The organism is Runella sp. R0.1_18, assembly GCF_057652155.1.
This window is the reverse complement of record NZ_JBYFCK010000015.1, coordinates 81,531-98,194: the sequence shown is the minus strand read 5'-3', so window position 1 is coordinate 98,194 and position 16,664 is coordinate 81,531. Positions and strand designations below refer to the sequence as shown.

The following is a 16,664-nucleotide window of genomic DNA, read 5'->3' as shown; positions in this document are numbered from 1 at the left end:
AATGGCGGCCTCTTTTATTTGGACTCATCGCTATGGAATCACTAACTGCACTTATCAAACATTTTTGGCCAACTGTTACGCCCGATTTTGAAGTGGCGCTGAAAGAGGCGGTCGTCAGGGAAGAAATTGCCAAAAAAACGGTGATTTTACAAGAAGGGCAAGTGGCCAAAAAGATGTACTTTGTCGAAAAAGGCTGCTTGCGGGGGTATTATCTAAAGGAAGGCGCTGAGGTAAACTCGTGGTTTATGAAAGAGGATGATTTTGTCATATCTATTGTCAGTTTTTATACCCAACAACCCTCCGAAGAACTGATTGAGACGCTTGAAGATTGTGTTTTGTGGTCAATTTCGTACCAACGACTTCACCAGTTGTATCTCCAGCATCCAGGATTTAACCAAGTTGGGAGGCTGCTGACGGAGCGTTATTATGTATTGAGTGAACAGCGAACACAAAACCTACGTAAAAAAACAGCTGACGAGCGATACCGTCAGCTGATTACGTCTTTTCCAGCTATTAGCAAGCGAATACCACTCAAGTACATCGCGTCGTACTTGGGAATTACCTCCGAAACCCTGAGCCGCTTGAGGGCAAAGAAATGGTAAAACTGGGTTTTAAAATTGACGGGGATAGTTCTACGTTTTCTTCACCAATACAATAACTCCCGACGCCCAAGTCATTTTAACCATTTGAAAACGGGAGTCATTTTCGAGGGTTTGAATGAGGTTTTCCACTTTTTTATCGTGTCCATCGGGCCAATTGGGCTGCGGTAACATATCGTCGATGATATAAAAACCGCCTTCTTTGACCAAAGCCAAAGTTTCTTCCAAGTGGTTGTATTTGCCAGGCCACGTATCGGCAAAAATCAGGTCAAAATGATTTTGCGGGAGTTTCACAATGACGTCCTCCCCTAAACTGTGAATGAGTTCTAGCCTTGAATCCGAACCAAGGTGTTTTTGGGCAATTTGGATGAGTGCCTCGTCCGATTCTACCGAAATGAGGTGAGCGTCGGATGTCATACCTTCGAGCATCCAAGCCGTTGCTCGTCCTGCACCCGTACCAAGTTCAAGAAATTTTCCAGCGGGTTTGCTGGCCACAAACGTCCGAAGAAATGCTCCAGTGAGGTCATCGGAGGGCTGGCCAAAGCTAATGGCTGCGGCATCGGCGTCGATGGCGGCGAGGAGGACGGGTTTTTGAGGGATGGGTAAGTCGGTCATCATTAATTTCTGTCTATCTTTGTTTAAAGAAAGCGAGAAACGATGCAAAAATATCCGATAGGAATTCAGAATTTTCAAGAGCTTATCACGGGGGGGTATCTCTATGTTGATAAAACAGCGTTGATTTACCGCTTGGTAAGCAGGGGGAAATACTATTTTCTGTCTCGCCCTCGTCGTTTTGGGAAGTCGCTGTTGGTGAGTACGTTACAGGCGTTGTATGAAGGCCGAAAGGAGCTTTTTGAAGGGTTGTACATTGGTGACAAATGGGATTTTAGCCAGACGAACCCCACGCTTGTGATTTATTTTAATCAGATGAGTTTGCGTGATGTGGGTTTGGAACAATCGCTGATAACGACGTTGCGTAACGAAGCGCGCCGCCACGATTTAGTGTTAGAGAGTGAAGGGGTGGGCTTTATTTTTCAAGAGTTAATCGAGAAACTGCACGTCAAGACGGGTCGAAAAGTGGTGGTGTTGGTGGATGAGTACGACAAACCGATAGTGGATTACTTGGAGGAATTACCCATTGCGCACTTGAACCGTCAGTTGTTGAAATCGTTTTACGGAATACTCAAACCTTCGGACGAGCATTTGGAGTTTGTGTTGCTGACAGGCGTGAGCAAGTTTGCGAAAGTGAGTGTGTTTTCTGATTTGAATAATTTGCGAGACCTTACCCTTAATCCACAATTTTCGGATTTGGTTGGTATTAACCAAGAAGAACTTGTTTTGAATTTTAAGGCAGAAATTTCAGACTTAGCCAGAGAAAGAGGGATTACGGAGGAGGTATTTTTGGGTCAAATCAAGCATTGGTACAACGGCTACTCTTGGGGGGGCAAGGTCAGTGTTTACAACCCCTTTTCGTTGCTCAACTTTTTTGCGGACAACGGTAGTTTCCAAAATTACTGGTTCAGTACAGGGACGCCTACGTGGTTAATTGGCTTGTTGCGTAGCCAAGGGATTTATCAGATAGAGGGTCAGGAGGTATCGGCCATTAGTTTAGATACCTTTGATATTGAACGGTTAGAAGTTTATCCTATCTTATTTCAAACGGGCTATTTGACGATACTTTCAGAGGAAGATGGGATTTATGTGTTGGATTATCCTAACCAAGAAGTGAAGCAATCGTTTTTGCAATATCTGTTGCAAGGCTATCGTCAAGGTTCATTGGGAGAGGGCTTACCTTTGGTATTACATCTTCGGAATGCTTTACAAAACAACGACTTAGCCAAAGCGATGGAGGTGATAAATACCGTGTTTTCGTCGTTGCCTTATGATTTGTGGCAAAATGAGAATGAGCGTTTCTACCATGCACTTATTCATTTGACTTTTACATTGTTGGGCGTGTATGTACAGTCAGAAGTTCACACTTCACGGGGTCGTTGTGATGCGTTGGTGCAAACGCAGCGTTATGTGTATGGGTTTGAATTTAAGTTAGATAAGACATCATCGGAGGCATTGTCACAAGTAAAAACGAAAGGGTATTTGACGCCCTACCGTCAACTGGGGAAAGAATTGGTGGCAGTGGGCGTCAATTTTTCGACGGCAACGAAATCGGTTGAAAGCTGGGAGGTAGCGGTTTTAAATTGATACGCTGACAAAATTTGGGTCTATCTTTGTTTAAAGAAATTTAGGGACGATGCAAAAATATCCGATAGGAATCCAGAATTTTCAAGAGCTTATCACGGGGGGGTATCTCTATGTTGATAAAACAGCGTTGATTTACCGCTTGGTAAGTAGGGGGAAATACTATTTTCTGTCTCGCCCTCGTCGTTTTGGGAAGTCGTTGCTGGTGAGTACGTTACAGGCGTTGTATGAAGGCCGAAAGGAGCTTTTTGAAGGGTTGTACATTGGTGACAAATGGGATTTTAGCCAGACGAACCCCACGCTTGTGATTTATTTTAATCAGATGAGTTTGCGGGATGTGGGTTTGGAGCAATCGCTGATAACGACGTTGCGTAACGAAGCGCGCCGCCACGAGTTAGTGTTAGAGAGTGAAGGGGTGGGCTTTATGTTTCAAGAGCTTATCGAAAAGTTGCACGTCAAGACGGGTCGAAAAGTGGTAGTGTTGGTAGATGAATACGACAAACCGATAGTGGATTACTTGGAGGAACTACCCATTGCGCACTTGAACCGTCAGTTGTTGAAATCGTTTTACGGAATACTCAAACCTTCGGACGAGCATTTGGAGTTTGTATTGCTGACAGGTGTGAGTAAGTTTGCGAAAGTGAGTGTGTTTTCTGATTTGAATAATTTGCGAGACCTTACCCTTAATCCACAATTTTCGGATTTGGTTGGTATTAACCAAGAAGAACTTGTTTTGAATTTTAAGGCAGAAATTTCAGACTTAGCCAGAGAAAGAGGGATTACTGAGGATGTATTTTTGGGTCAAATCAAGCATTGGTACAACGGCTATTCTTGGGGGGGCAAGGTCAGTGTTTACAACCCCTTTTCGTTGCTCAACTTTTTTGCGGACAACGGTAGTTTTCAAAATTACTGGTTCAGTACAGGGACGCCTACGTGGTTAATTGGCTTGTTGCGTAGCCAAGGGATTTATCAGATAGAGGGTCAGGAGGTATCGGCCATTAGTTTAGATACCTTTGATATTGAACGGTTAGAAGTTTATCCTATCTTATTTCAAACGGGCTATTTGACGATACTTTCAGAGGAAGATGGGATTTATGTGTTGGATTATCCTAATCAAGAAGTGAAGCAATCGTTTTTGCAATATCTGTTGCAAGGCTATCGTCAAGGTTCATTGGGAGAGGGCTTACCTTTGGTATTACATCTTCGGAATGCTTTGCAAAACAATGACTTAGCCAAAGCGATGGAGGTGATAAATACCGTGTTTTCGTCGTTGCCTTATGATTTGTGGCAAAATGAGAATGAGCATTTCTACCACGCGCTTATCCATTTGACGTTTACGTTGTTGGGGGTATATGTACAGTCAGAAGTTCACACTTCACGGGGTCGTTGTGATGCGTTGGTACAAACGCAGCGGTATGTGTATGGGTTTGAATTTAAGTTAGATAAGACATCTTCGGAGGCGCTGGCACAAGTAAAAACGAGAGGGTATTTGACGCCCTACCGTCAACTGGGGAAAGAGTTGGTGGCAGTGGGCGTCAATTTTTCGACGGCAACGAAATCGGTTGAAAGCTGGGAGGTAGCGGTTTTAAATTGATACGCTGACAAAATTTGGGTCTATCTTTGTTTAAAGAAAGCGAGAAACGATGCAAAAATATCCGATAGGAATCCAGAATTTTCAGAAATTGCGAGAAGGTGGGTTTGTTTATATTGACAAAACGGCCTTCATTTATCGGCTTACCCAGCAAGCAGGTTACTATTTTCTATCGCGTCCTCGTCGATTTGGGAAGTCATTGTTGGTGAGTACGTTACAGTCGTTGTATGAAGGCCGAAAGGAGCTTTTTGAAGGATTGTACATTTTTGATAAATGGGATTTTAGCCAGACGAACCCCACGCTTGTGATTTATTTTAATCAGATGAGTTTGCGTGATGTGGGTTTGGAGCAATCGCTGATAACGACGTTGCGCAACGAAGCGCGCCGCCATGAGTTAGTGTTAGAGAGTGAAGGGGTGGGCTTTATGTTTCAAGAGTTAATCGAGAAACTGCACGTCAAGACGGGTCGAAAAGTGGTAGTGTTGGTAGATGAATACGACAAACCGATAGTGGATTATTTGGAGGAACTACCCATTGCACACTTGAACCGTCAGTTGTTGAAATCGTTTTACGGAATACTCAAACCTTCGGACGAGCATTTGGAGTTTGTGTTGCTGACGGGCGTGAGTAAGTTTGCGAAAGTGAGTGTGTTTTCGGATTTGAATAATCTCAATGACATAAGTTTAGATGACGATTACGCTAATTTGGTAGGGATAAATCAATCTGAATTGGAAGCCAGTTTTGAGGAAGAGATTAGCGCTTTTGCACTAAAACAAGAAATTTCTAGAGAAGCGTTTCTGGAGAAAGTGAAAGAGTGGTACAATGGGTATTCATGGAACGGGGTTGATAGGGTTTATAATCCTTTTTCATTATTAAATTTCTTTTCAAAGAGAGGCGCTTTTCAAAATTACTGGTTCAGTACAGGCACACCTACTTGGTTGGTAAAACTGGCGAAGGAGAAGTTTTTGTACGATTTTAGTCACTTGTCAGTGACAGAAGATGAACTCAATTCGTTCGACATCGACAATCTTCGTCCGATAACGTTGTTATTTCAAACAGGCTACCTAACCATTGCCAATTATAGCCCAGAGGACTATTTATACACACTTGATTTTCCTAATCAAGAAGTAAAACTCTCGTTGAATCAGTATTTGTTGAAGGCGTATCGGCAAGATGAAAGTGAAGGAGCTTTGTCGATGGTAGTACATCTTCGGAATGCTTTGCAAAACAATGACTTAGCCAAAGCGATGGAGGTGATGAATACCGTGTTTTCGTCGTTGCCTTATGATTTGTGGCAAAATGAGAATGAGCGTTTCTACCACGCGCTTATTCATTTGACTTTTACATTGTTGGGCGTGTATGTACAGTCAGAAGTTCACACTTCACGGGGTCGTTGTGATGCGTTGGTACAAACGCAGCGTTATGTGTATGGGTTTGAATTTAAGTTAGATAAGACATCATCGGAGGCGTTGGCACAAGTAAAAACGAAAGGGTATTTGACGCCCTACAAACCACTGGGGAAAGAATTGGTGGCAGTGGGCGTCAATTTTTCGACGGCAACGAAATCGGTTGAAAGCTGGGAGGTTGAAATTATTTTGTAGCGTATTGACTCAAATCAGGGCGTTTGAAATCAGTAAAAATGCTTTCGGGAAGTTTATCAAACACCATGATGTCGGTAAGGTCACGGTCACCACGCTCACCCGAAAGAAGGATTTTTCCGTGTTTTTTGTAGTCAATCCAAGGGCGAACGAAGCCTGGTTTCTCGGCATCAAATTTGGGATAATACGCCCACTGCCACACCAAATGATTGGCTTTGTTGAGCCATACTTTATACTTGTTGTCAGGCGTATTTCCTACGTTCTTGAATGTCAATTGGATGACGTCGGCATCGGCGCCGTCTTGCGTTTTTTCTTCGCCGAGGTACTTTAGGGTTACTCCCGAGTCTTTGAGTTTGAAAGGCATAGTGAGCCAATATCCGTCGTTAATCCAAGCGCCTTTTCCCTGTTTTAGATACTTGGCTAATGAGTCTGGGTGGGTTTGTTCTTGGCCATATTTGAAAATTCGTCCTTTTCCATCATTGATGTTTATTAGGATGGTTTGGTCGTTGTTGACATTGTCGATACGAACGTTTCCTGTCCATTTATCCCAAATTAATTTTCGGTTTCCGAAGAAGTTCCAAGCAATAAAATGGGTTTTGTCCCAATTTTTTCGCCCTCCCATGGCTTCCATGGCTTTGTCGGCGAGTTCGATGGCCTTTAAATCGGAGCCTGCTTGGTCAAAACCTGCAGCTGCGGGGTTGTTTTGGGCAAAAAGACAGGTGGAAGTTGCCAAATAAAGAAAAAATCCGAGGATAAAATGTTGTTTCATACAAGTGGTTTTTGAGTTAAAATCCGTAAAAAGGGTGCTTCTACTGACCTAATTGATGATAGTCATCAAGATAACTGATTTTTGTCATACATTTTTCAGTTTTATAGAGAGAATTTTACATCGTTCAATTCAACCACACACAACGATGAGAGCAATATTAGTTCCGATAGATTTTTCTGAAAATTCACAACGAGCTTTGGAGTTTGCGCAGGAAATAGCCGAACGTTACGACGCAGGTATATCATTGGTTCACGCGTTTCATCCGCCCGTTGTGGATCCCAACTTGCCAGCTGAAACGCTTGTAGCGTTGGCTGAACAAACCGAAAAACTCAATCAAGAGACACTCTTGAAGTGGGAAAGTGATTGTAGAGCAGATGGTTTTGCGTGCCAAAGTAAACTCGTGTACGGCGCCGCAGCGGAAGTGGTTTTGGAAGAAATCAAAACGCAAAAGCCGATTTTGGTGGTGATGGGGAGAACAGGAAAAGGTGGTTGGTTGGATAAAATTATTGGCAGTGTAGCGGCTGGCGTTGCAGCAAAAGCAAGTTGTCCTGTGTTGGTTTTACCACCCCAAACAGAAACTCGTACGATTCGGAAAATAGTGTATGCGACCGAACTCGAACGCCCCGAAGAAAATGCACTTGGGTTTGCATTCAACCTCGCCGAGCACTTTAAAGCGGAGCTTGATTTAGTAAAAGTAAGAGCGCCTTTTGAAGTGGATGTGTTTAACGATGAAGAGTTTATGCAGGACATTGCGGCGATTTTGGGTACAAAAAAGTACACTTTGCAGGTCATAGAAGCCGACACAGTTGTGGGAGGTCTCCAAACCTACGCCGAAGAACAAAACGCGGATTTGATCGTGATGGCAACGCGCAAACGTGATTGGCTATCGGGTATTATCAATCCAAGCGTGTCAAAAAAAATGGTACTCGCTACGAACATTCCCGTGCTTGTGTGCCACTTAGAAATTGTAGAGACATTAGGAGTATAGTGCTGAACATAGCACTCAAACTATAAAAATCTTGCGAGAATGGGTTGTTTATAGCACACCTAGGTTCGGTTTGAGCCTAGGTGTCTTTGTTTTTAGAAGTCGCCCGTGTAAAATGGGCTAACGACATAATGGCTAGAGTCGCGCTGTAAGCGATTGGGTGCACGTTCTATCCAAACGACATAATCGGTTTGGCCTTTTAGTCGATTGAGAATACCTGAAAAATCTTCCTTTGTTTGACGTTTATGGGCATAGACTTTGGCTACTTGCCGAATATGTACCTTATGAAGTTCTTTTAGGGTAATTTCTTTGCCATCAACAAATAGGGTGACATTCTCTTGGTATTTTGGATAGATGTCTAAGTATTTGTCGGGTCGCACATAGACCATCGTTCCCTGTCGTTTGAAGAAACTTGCTTCCAACAATTGATTCATGTTGCCCGACCAAGTTCTTTCCGCTTTTTCGCGAGTTTCGGCGGGATTGGTTTGAGCGCCTCTCACTTTATCTTTGAAAGAAACGTCGTATAAAGATTGTTTTAAGGTGCTGTTGTGGGTAAACAAACCTTCTTGCGTTAAGACCTGAGAAAGCACATTGGGGTAGTCAGACGGCAGAATTTTGGGATAACAACCCACTTCTGGGTCGTAACAAAAATCAAAAAAGGCCATTTTGTATCCTTCTGATGTCTCGTCTCTTCGTTTGATAATCTTCATGGTTTCGCTGCCATAGTCGCCCAAAATCACGTTTTTGATGCCTGAAATGCGCCCTTCCGCGTCACGTTCGATGCCTTGAAGTTCAAAGGCAACTCCGTGTTTTTTTAGTGCTTTGTAAATGGCAGCAATGTCTTTATCGGTGGCGTACGGGGTAATAACGCCATAAAGTTTTCCCTTTTTGGCGACCAAATAACGGGTTCCGAACTCGGAGGGACTCAACGACGTACGTTGGGCGGGTGAGTAGGATTGCAAACACATTAAAATAACGCCTATGGCCACCACAAACGAGGCATATCGCCAGCTGCTTCGCCACGTTGGGGTTCGATTCATCATCTTAATGCGACTTTTGAGCAGCGATTGATTGAAGTGGTTGGTAAACGTAAAATGTTCGGGGGATGTGAGGGTTTTCATGGCTTTATTCGTGTTCGGTAAAAACCAAAATATAATGTTGCCTTAAAAGTTTATTTTCTTGCCAAGTTTCTTTAAAAATGGCCGAGTAAAAGTCTTTAATATGTATTTTTTCTACCTCCTCAAGTGTTGATGGATTACCATTTAATAAAATAATGTCGTTACGCCGTGGTTGGGCAATGTTGAGAAAATCGTTTTCTGTTAGATTGAGATATTTTGATTGTTTTACAAGGGAATTTTGAGGAGTTGGCTTGGCCAGTTTTAGTAAGGTTTCTTTTGTAATTGACGTGCTTCCTCCTGGGCCTAAACTCTCGCTAGTTTTTATTTCCAAATAGCTGATTCTGTTTTTTTGCTGTAGTGCCTGAGCTAATTGGTCGTCTTTTTGTGCTATAACCTTTAGTTCATCTGGCATTTTTTGACTATCAATTGTACCACAACTTTTTTTGATTAAAGAAACATAGCCTCCATGTGAACTTACGGGTTTGTCGTAATTGTCAGGGATAAACGATTTATAACCACAACCATTTCCCTTTGCCTCAACTGAAATAATGAACGAATTAAGTGGATCTAACTGGAAGCCTGATACTTCAAAAGTTTGGTTATGTTTGACAAATTCTTTCTTCATATCTACCAAATCTTCCATTGTTGTTTTAGGGGTAATTAGCCAATAAAGCGCATCATTTTTATAAATGATATATTTTGTTGCCGAAATGTATTTTTGAGTATCGGTGTTGACAACAACTGGGTTTTGAAGAGCTGGTAATGATGCTGAGTCCAAAGAAGAGAGAACAGGAGCTTCAAAAATAAAATCATTGAAGATAGTTTCATTTTTTGCTTTTGGAGTCAGAACTGTCTCTAATTCAGGAACATTCTTAACGATTTGTGCTGCGACTTTTTCCCGATAAGGCTTTGTAAACGCCGCGCATACCCAAATTGAGGCAATAAATAGCCCATATTTGCCAAAGGCTTTCCAACTAGATTTGCGTTTGTTCATCATCGCAATCCGACTTTTGAGCAGCGATTGATTGAAGTGGTTGGTAAACGTAAAATGTTCGGGGGAAGTGAGGGTTTTCATGGCTTTAGTGGTAAGTAAAGATTAAAATATGGGCTTTCTTATCTCTGAAGGCATCCTTGAAACGGGCTAAGTACAAATCTTGAAATGAGATTTTTTCAATTTCTTCAATGCTCGAAACTCTGCCATTCAAATACACTATGTTGCTGCGGTACTCTTCTCCAATCCTGATATAATTGTCACTTGATAAATTGATTCTAGTAGAAGGTTTATTTTGGGATTTTAAATACTCCAAAGATGCTTTGGAATAATCACGATTACCTCCTCCTCCTACTTTTTTGTCTGTTTCGATAACAAGGTATTCGAGGTGATGGGCGCGTAAATCCTCAAGAGATGCGCGGTAATCGTCCTCTGCCAGTTTTTTGAATTCGGGTAAAGAAGGCTCTAGTTCACTAATTCCCATCATTCCCTTTTTATTAATCGTCGCAAAACCTGAAATGGATTGACAAGGTACGAACAACTCTGCGTCCCCAATGGCCGAGGAGGTACTTCCTGCGCCTTTATTCAGACATATTACGCCGATACGTTGGTTAAACAACCGTAGCGGATCAAGTTTAAATTCGGTAGTCTCAAATTCGAGCCCATATTTATTAAGCTCTTGCTGAATGGCATTTAGATCTAAAAGCTTTGATTTTGAAGTAACTAGCCAATAGACTGTACTATCTCTATAAATCAAGTATTTAGTAGAGGCGACAGGTTGTGAAGTAGAAACAAATTTGGGCTCAGTAGAGATGGAATGAGAGTCTAAAAGGGTGATAGGAGCGGGGCTTTTCCATTCAAAATCTCGTAAATTTTCTCTGGGAATGCTGGCTGAGACCTGCAAAACGGGTTGAAGCTCAGGCATCTTTTTTACAAGAGTCGCTTTTACTATTTCCCGATAGGGCTTCGTAAACGCCGCACATACCCAAAGCGAGGCAATGAATAGCCCATATTTTCCCATGGCTTTCCAGCTAGACTTGCGTTTGTTCATCATCGCAATTCGACTTTTTAGTAGCGCTTGGTTGAAGTGATTAGCGAAGGTTTGTTGGGAGGTATTGAGGGTATTTCGTAACAAATGAAATTGATACGATTTCTTTTCAACGCCCGTATCGAGCACGGCACGGTCGGTAATGTATTCGAGGGTTTCTTGTACCAAACGCTGATGCCACCACGCAAAAGGATTGAACCAAAAAACAATTTTGAGTATTTCCGACGTAAGCATATCGAGGCTGTGGTACTGCTGGGCGTGGATGCACTCGTGTGTCCATACCTGCTCCCATTCGTCGGTGGTATGTTGGTGAGGGTTGTAAAAAATCCAGTGAAAAAATGAAAAAGGGGCTGTAAGGGTTGGGTTTTCTACCAATACTACGTTAAAATCGGTGGCATAAAGCGTACTTTTGCGCTTGAGCCGCCAGAGGGAAGCCAATTGTACCAAAAATTTTGCCCCCAATACCCCCACGCCTAGCCAATAGACCAACGCAATCCAAGAAAAGAGTGTCCACGCTTTTTGTGCAGATGCGGCAGGGCTGACCGCCTTGGACTGACTTTCTTCCTTAACTATTGTTGGAGCAGTGCGCGATGAAGAGACCTGAGTCGCTGAGAAGGGTTGCTTCGGCGCTTTTTCCTTGGTCCAAGAAGCGGCTTGATTGACGAGTTGGGCAGGGGTGTCGGGTACCCATTCCCAATCGGGTACGGGGACGATGGGCAAAACCAAGGTCGCGGCTACATTGATCCACAACAACCATCGGTTCACCTGCAAAAAAGTTTCGCGTTTGACGAGCCAAGCGTAAGCGCCCGTCAAAATAGCCATCACCAAACTGGCTTTCAGTAGATAGGAGAGGAGGTCGAAGTTCACGGTTTTGTCGAGGTTAAGAGGTGAATAAATGGTTGGTCGAAATGCTTTAAGTGTCGCTTTCTCCTTCAATCATGCGCAGGATTTCGCGTAACTCATCGGCAGAGACTTTGTCGTTTTGGGCAAAATAGGAGACTAGGTTTTTGTACGAATTGTCAAAGTAATTGTCAACTAACTTGCTGATAACGAATTGATTTTGGTAGGACTCCTTTGACACCAGTGGATAATATTCGTAGGTGTTTCCGTAGGTTCGGTGCCCGATGTATCCTTTTTCTTCGAGGTTGCGAATAATCGTTGACACCGTATTGTAGTGCAAAGGTGGGTTGGTGAAAAACGGTAAAAGGTCTTTCACAAAAGCACGTTCTACTTTCCAAAGCGCGTGCATGATTTCTTCTTCTTTGTTTGTTAGTTTTTCCATACTACAAATGTAGTCCTATAATTGTAGTTTGCAAACTATTTTTGTAGGATTTTTTTTAACGTGCTTTTTTAAACCATTTTTTGCAATTTTGGTTTGCTAATACGTGTACCAACATATATCACTGTTTAACTCATTCACCAATGAAAAAATTGATTCTCGTCGGGGCGATGTTCGCCATGCAGGCATTTATCCAACGTCCAGCAGAAGCTCCCATTCCATTGTGCCACACCTCGCATGACATGGCAACTTGGGCGGCTGATGCCAACTTTATGGCCATGCACGAAGCACCTGAAGCTTACCATTACGCGGGCAAAGGCGAAACCATTAAGTTCTCGACGCCTGACGGAAAAGAGGCATCGGGCTTTTTGATCAAAGCTCCTAAGAAGTCGGATAAATGGCTTTTTGTCTATCAAGAATGGTGGGGACTCAACGACCACATCAAGCACGAAGCTGAAACGTTCTACAACGATTTGGGCGACGTAAACGTGTTGGCCTTGGATATGTACGATGGTCAAGTAGGAACAACTCCCCAAGAAGCTGGCAAAATCATGCAGTCGGTGCCGAAAGAGCGTTTGACGGCTATTATGCAAGGTGCGTTGGCGCACGTTGGTAAAAAAGCTAAAATTGCGAGCGTAGGTTGGTGCTTTGGAGGTATGTTATCGTTGCAATCGGCGTTGTTAGAAGGCAAGCAAGCGGTGGGCTGCGTGATGTATTACGGTCGTCCTGAGCAAGATGTAGAAAAACTCAAGACGTTGAACGTGGACGTATTGGGTATTTTTGGCAAACAAGACAAAGCTCCGTCGCCCGAAATGGTCGCAAAATTTGAGGAAGATATGAAAACTGCTGGCAAGCAAGTAACCGTGAAAATGTACGATGCCGTACACGGTTTTGCCAATCCAAGCAATCCTAAGCACGACGCAACAGCGACGGCGGATGCTTACAAGCACTCAATTGAGTATTTGAAGAAGAAGTTTAGCTAAAGTATTTCCTTTCAGAAAACTTTCTCATTTGTCACCCCGACGTAAGGAGGGGACTAAATCCTCTGCTTGTTGGTGGTGGTGTAGATTCCTCCTATCGTCGGAATGACAAAAAAATCGTCGGAATGACAGAAATTGTGTCGGAATGACAAAAGTTGCGTTGGAATGACAAAAAAGTTTCCCTTTTGTCACCCCGACGTAAGGAGGGGACTAAATCCTCTGCTTATTGGCGGTGGTGTAGATTCCTCCTATCGTCGGAATGACAAAAAAATCGTCAGAATGACACAAATTGTGTCGGATGACAAGAGTTGCGTCGGAATGGCAAAATAATAGATACAAAGAAACGCTACTCGGAAACCCCAAGTAGCGTTTTTGTCATCAATTAGACCATTGAAGTTACTGTTTTAATAATTGTTTGCGCTTTTCGCGGCTGCTGTAAATCCATTCATACACGGTAGGAAGGATGAGCAACGATAATAAGGTAGCCGTGATAAGCCCACCGATGACGACAATCGCCAGTGGTTTTTGGGTTTCGGAGCCAATCCCCGTCGAAATCGCGGCGGGTAATAAGCCCAAAGAAGCCACTAAAGCCGTCATTACAATGGGGCGAAGCATCGACTTAGAACCTTCCTTAATCGCCTCAATCAACGGCATTCCTGCTTTTAGGTTTTTGTGGTAATTGTTGATAAGAATAACCCCGTTTTGGGTGGCAATCCCGAACAACGCAATAAACCCAACCCCCGCCGAAATACTAAAGTTGACCCCCGTAAGCAACAGAGCCGCAATCCCGCCAATAAGCGCAAAAGGTACGTTGAGGAGCACCAAAATGGAGTCGAGGGCGTTGCCAAAGGAAACAAACAAGATAAAGAAAATCAAAATCAAGCTGATGGGTACCACCAAGGCCAAGCGATTTTGGGCGCGTTGTTGGTTTTCAAATTCCCCGTTCCATTTCATTTCGTAGCCTTTGGGCAATTTTACGACGGCATTTACTTTCTTTTGGGCTTCGGCAATGGTGCTTCCCAAGTCGCGGCCACGCACCGAAAACTTCACGGCGATAAAACGGGCGTTGTCTTCGCGGTAGATAAAGGCAGGCCCAGCTACGTTTTCAATACTTGCTATTTGTTTTAACGGTATTTTTCCGCCGTTGAGGGTAGGCACTTGGAGCTGACCAATTTGCTCAATCGACGAACGAAACGGCTGGTCGTAACGAAGGCGTAAATCAAATTTCTTTTCCCCCTCAAACACTTGGCTCACGGCTTTTCCTCCAATCGCCATTTCGATGACCGCGTTGGCGTCGGCGGCGTCTATGCCATATTGGGCCATTTTATCGGGGTTGAGGGTAATGCGAAGTTCGGGTTGGCCTAAATTACGGAATACCCCCAAATCTTCTACCCCTTGGACATTTTTGAGCACGTTGAAAACCTCCGTGATTTTTTTGTCCAACACATTGAGGTCGTCTCCTTGGACTTTTACCGCAATCGATCCTTTTACCCCCGAAACAGCTTCGGCAACGTTGTCGGAAATGGGCTGCGAAAATCCAAAATCAACGCCTCTGAAACCTGCCAATTTGGCTTGCATTTCGGCCACCAATTGGTCTTTGGTGATGTTGCGTTTCCACTCGTTGGCGGGGTACAAATCCACAAAAAATTCTTGGTTGAAAAAGCCCGTGGGGTCGGTACCGTCGTTGGGGCGGCCTGTTTGGCTAATGACGCCTCTCACTTCAGGAAATTGTTCAAACACCTGACGGAACTTGCGTGTAAAGTGGTAGCTGTCTTCGAGGCTGATACTAAGGGGCATACTCGCCCGAACATAAATTGAGCCTTCGTTGAGCTGGGGCAAAAACTCTGACCCTACAAAGTGGAACGCCCCAAGTGCCAAACCGAGTGCCGTTACGCCCGCTACCATGGCTCGTTTGGGGTGGTTCATCATGCCGTCGAGCATCGGAGCATAGGCTTTGTTGAGCCAAGTGATTACGGGATTATGACGTTCTCTGACGTTTTTGTTGAGCAAAATACTACTCAAGACAGGGACAAATGTAAGGGCCAATAACAAAGCTCCCAACAAGGCAAAACCAATCGTAAATGCCAACGGACTGAAGAGCTTTCCTTCCACTTTTTGGAAAGAGAAAATAGGGAGTAAGGCCGTGATAATGATGAGCTTGGACGTAAAAATGGATTTTCCCATTTCGACGGCTGTTTTTAGGATTCGGCTAAGTTTAGCGCGTTTGTTGAAGCGTTCCATGCCCTCTTTTTCGGCCCAGTGCGCCAGCATCACAAATAGCCCCTCGACCATTACCACTGCCCCGTCGATGATGATACCGAAGTCGATGGCACCGATGGAAAGGAGGTTGGCAGTCATGCCTTTGGCCCGCATTAATATAAAGGCAAACAACAACGCTAACGGAATGATGAGCGCAACCGTAACCGTAGTGCGCCAATCGGCCAAGAATATCAGCAAGATGACCGTTACCAGTGTAATCCCCAACGCTACGTTTTCACCCACGGTGTGCATGGTGTGGTTGTTGAGTTCGGTACGGTCGTAAAATACCTTGATTTTAACGTCTTGTGGCAACACCGTTGAGTTGAGGTAGGCTACTTTTTCTTTGAGCTTTGGCAATACTTCGCCTGGGTTTTCACCTTTGCGCATCAACACAATGCCTTCGACCACGTCGTCGTGGAAATCGCGACCAACAATGCCCAACTGCGGTAAATTAGAAGGACGAACCGTACTGATGTTTGAAATCCTGACAGGAACACCGTTGATGTTTTTGACAATGATTTTTTCAATGTCAGGTACATTTTTTACAATCCCAATCCCACGTACTACAAACGCTTGCTGACCTTCGCGCAGGATGTCACCACCCACGTTTACGTTGGCGCGTTGGAGTGCGCCGTACACGTCGAGGGCAGTAAGGTTGTATTTGGTGAGTAAGTTGGGGTTCACACTTACTTCAAAAGTACGCACACGTCCGCCAAAACTCACTACGTCGGCTACGCCCTGTACGGCTTTCAGGTTTTTCTGAATCACCCAATCTTGGATGGTTTTGAGTTCGGTCACCGACTTCGTGGGCGATGTGAGCGTATAGCGATAAATCTCGCCCGTGGGGCCTGCGGGAGGTTGGATTTCGGCATTTACACCGTCGGGCAAGTCCACGTTAGAAAGTTTTTGGCTGGCTTCCATGCGGGCGCTAAAGTTGTCAACGCCGTCCTCAAAAATGATTTTGATAAACGATAAACCAAACAAATTGACGCTCCGAATGGCCGTACGGCGGCTAATGGAGTTCATTTCGGTTTCAATCGGAATCGAAATAAAACGTTCTACTTCTTCGGCACTCCGACCAGGCCACTGCGAGATAATGACCACCTCGGTATTGGTAACGTCGGGATAGGCTTCAACGGGGGTATTGTAAAAACTTACGGCCCCAGCAATTACTACCAACAAGGTGACAAAAAAGACAATTCCCTTGTTTTTGAGTGAAAAGCCAATGATATTTTTGATGAATTTGTTCATG

At 44.0% G+C, this 16,664-nt stretch carries 14 protein-coding genes; 7 read left to right on the top strand and 7 right to left on the bottom strand.

Going from position 1 to position 16,664, the window contains the following annotated elements:
• The first annotated feature begins 32 nt into the window (after positions 1–32).
• Positions 33–602, top strand: coding sequence for a Crp/Fnr family transcriptional regulator (locus AC23P2_RS22640; protein ID WP_487775318.1), 570 nt, complete (start codon positions 33–35; stop codon positions 600–602).
• Between the two features lie 30 nt (positions 603–632).
• Here the strand turns inward: AC23P2_RS22640 and AC23P2_RS22635 are convergent, their stop codons facing one another.
• Positions 633–1,217 carry an O-methyltransferase gene (locus AC23P2_RS22635; protein ID WP_487775317.1) on the bottom strand — a complete coding sequence of 195 codons (585 nt, stop codon included), beginning with the start codon at positions 1,215–1,217 and terminating at the stop codon, positions 633–635.
• Positions 1,218–1,256: 39 nt separating this feature from the next.
• Here AC23P2_RS22635 and AC23P2_RS22630 point away from each other — a divergent pair, with 39 nt between their 5' ends.
• From AC23P2_RS22630 to AC23P2_RS22620, 3 genes are read left to right on the top strand one after another with little or no spacing between them, the layout of a single operon-like run.
• Positions 1,257–2,798 carry an ATP-binding protein gene (locus tag AC23P2_RS22630; protein ID WP_487775316.1) on the top strand — a complete coding sequence of 514 codons (1,542 nt, stop codon included), beginning with the start codon at positions 1,257–1,259 and terminating at the stop codon, positions 2,796–2,798.
• Between the two features lie 49 nt (positions 2,799–2,847).
• On the top strand, positions 2,848–4,389 hold the full coding sequence (locus AC23P2_RS22625; RefSeq protein WP_487775315.1) for an ATP-binding protein: 1,542 nt from the start codon (positions 2,848–2,850) through the stop codon (positions 4,387–4,389).
• A 49-nt stretch (positions 4,390–4,438) separates the two neighbouring features.
• The gene (locus AC23P2_RS22620) at positions 4,439–5,986 is read left to right on the top strand and encodes an ATP-binding protein (protein WP_487775314.1); all 1,548 of its coding nucleotides are present in this window, start codon (positions 4,439–4,441) and stop codon (positions 5,984–5,986) included.
• On the opposite strand, the gene AC23P2_RS22615 is transcribed toward AC23P2_RS22620, so the two are convergent.
• Positions 5,976–6,752 (bottom strand): hypothetical protein, encoded by a 777-nt coding sequence (locus AC23P2_RS22615; RefSeq protein ID WP_487775313.1) that lies wholly within the window; start codon positions 6,750–6,752, stop codon positions 5,976–5,978. The two genes, AC23P2_RS22620 and AC23P2_RS22615, sit on opposite strands and share 11 nt — an antisense overlap.
• A gap of 145 nt (positions 6,753–6,897) precedes the next feature.
• On the opposite strand from AC23P2_RS22615, the gene AC23P2_RS22610 reads away from it, so the two are divergent.
• The gene (locus AC23P2_RS22610; RefSeq protein WP_487775312.1) at positions 6,898–7,740 is read left to right on the top strand and encodes a universal stress protein; all 843 of its coding nucleotides are present in this window, start codon (positions 6,898–6,900) and stop codon (positions 7,738–7,740) included.
• 92 nt (positions 7,741–7,832) lie between these two features.
• Here the strand turns inward: AC23P2_RS22610 and AC23P2_RS22605 are convergent, their stop codons facing one another.
• From AC23P2_RS22605 to AC23P2_RS22590, 4 genes are read right to left on the bottom strand one after another with little or no spacing between them, the layout of a single operon-like run.
• The gene (locus AC23P2_RS22605) at positions 7,833–8,858 is read right to left on the bottom strand and encodes a hypothetical protein (protein ID WP_487775311.1); all 1,026 of its coding nucleotides are present in this window, start codon (positions 8,856–8,858) and stop codon (positions 7,833–7,835) included.
• 4 nt (positions 8,859–8,862) lie between these two features.
• Positions 8,863–9,930, bottom strand: coding sequence for a hypothetical protein (locus AC23P2_RS22600; RefSeq protein ID WP_487775310.1), 1,068 nt, complete (start codon positions 9,928–9,930; stop codon positions 8,863–8,865).
• Between the two features lie 4 nt (positions 9,931–9,934).
• The gene (locus AC23P2_RS22595) at positions 9,935–11,761 is read right to left on the bottom strand and encodes a M56 family metallopeptidase (protein WP_487775309.1); all 1,827 of its coding nucleotides are present in this window, start codon (positions 11,759–11,761) and stop codon (positions 9,935–9,937) included.
• Positions 11,762–11,807: 46 nt separating this feature from the next.
• Positions 11,808–12,176, bottom strand: a complete 369-nt coding sequence (locus tag AC23P2_RS22590) for a BlaI/MecI/CopY family transcriptional regulator (protein ID WP_487775308.1) — start codon at positions 12,174–12,176, stop codon at positions 11,808–11,810.
• A 140-nt stretch (positions 12,177–12,316) separates the two neighbouring features.
• On the opposite strand from AC23P2_RS22590, the gene AC23P2_RS22585 reads away from it, so the two are divergent.
• Positions 12,317–13,156, top strand: coding sequence for a dienelactone hydrolase family protein (locus AC23P2_RS22585; RefSeq protein WP_487775307.1), 840 nt, complete (start codon positions 12,317–12,319; stop codon positions 13,154–13,156).
• Between the two features lie 162 nt (positions 13,157–13,318).
• Positions 13,319–13,483 (top strand): hypothetical protein, encoded by a 165-nt coding sequence (locus AC23P2_RS22580; RefSeq protein WP_487775306.1) that lies wholly within the window; start codon positions 13,319–13,321, stop codon positions 13,481–13,483.
• 66 nt (positions 13,484–13,549) lie between these two features.
• On the opposite strand, the gene AC23P2_RS22575 is transcribed toward AC23P2_RS22580, so the two are convergent.
• Positions 13,550–16,663 carry an efflux RND transporter permease subunit gene (locus tag AC23P2_RS22575; protein ID WP_487775305.1) on the bottom strand — a complete coding sequence of 1,038 codons (3,114 nt, stop codon included), beginning with the start codon at positions 16,661–16,663 and terminating at the stop codon, positions 13,550–13,552.
• Between the last annotated feature and the right edge of the window lies 1 nt (position 16,664).

What these genes read in the sequence shown, in the direction of transcription:
- AC23P2_RS22640 (WP_487775318.1), top strand. Translation starts at nt 33, where the DNA reads ATGGAATCACTAACTGCACTTATCAAACATTTTTGGCCAACTGTTACG.
- AC23P2_RS22635 (WP_487775317.1), bottom strand. Translation starts at nt 1,217, where the DNA reads ATGATGACCGACTTACCCATCCCTCAAAAACCCGTCCTCCTCGCCGCC.
- AC23P2_RS22630 (WP_487775316.1), top strand. Translation starts at nt 1,257, where the DNA reads ATGCAAAAATATCCGATAGGAATTCAGAATTTTCAAGAGCTTATCACG.
- AC23P2_RS22625 (WP_487775315.1), top strand. Translation starts at nt 2,848, where the DNA reads ATGCAAAAATATCCGATAGGAATCCAGAATTTTCAAGAGCTTATCACG.
- AC23P2_RS22620 (WP_487775314.1), top strand. Translation starts at nt 4,439, where the DNA reads ATGCAAAAATATCCGATAGGAATCCAGAATTTTCAGAAATTGCGAGAA.
- AC23P2_RS22615 (WP_487775313.1), bottom strand. Translation starts at nt 6,752, where the DNA reads ATGAAACAACATTTTATCCTCGGATTTTTTCTTTATTTGGCAACTTCC.
- AC23P2_RS22610 (WP_487775312.1), top strand. Translation starts at nt 6,898, where the DNA reads ATGAGAGCAATATTAGTTCCGATAGATTTTTCTGAAAATTCACAACGA.
- AC23P2_RS22605 (WP_487775311.1), bottom strand. Translation starts at nt 8,858, where the DNA reads ATGAAAACCCTCACATCCCCCGAACATTTTACGTTTACCAACCACTTC.
- AC23P2_RS22600 (WP_487775310.1), bottom strand. Translation starts at nt 9,930, where the DNA reads ATGAAAACCCTCACTTCCCCCGAACATTTTACGTTTACCAACCACTTC.
- AC23P2_RS22590 (WP_487775308.1), bottom strand. Translation starts at nt 12,176, where the DNA reads ATGGAAAAACTAACAAACAAAGAAGAAGAAATCATGCACGCGCTTTGG.
- AC23P2_RS22585 (WP_487775307.1), top strand. Translation starts at nt 12,317, where the DNA reads ATGAAAAAATTGATTCTCGTCGGGGCGATGTTCGCCATGCAGGCATTT.
- AC23P2_RS22580 (WP_487775306.1), top strand. Translation starts at nt 13,319, where the DNA reads ATGACAAAAAAGTTTCCCTTTTGTCACCCCGACGTAAGGAGGGGACTA.
- AC23P2_RS22575 (WP_487775305.1), bottom strand. Translation starts at nt 16,663, where the DNA reads ATGAACAAATTCATCAAAAATATCATTGGCTTTTCACTCAAAAACAAG.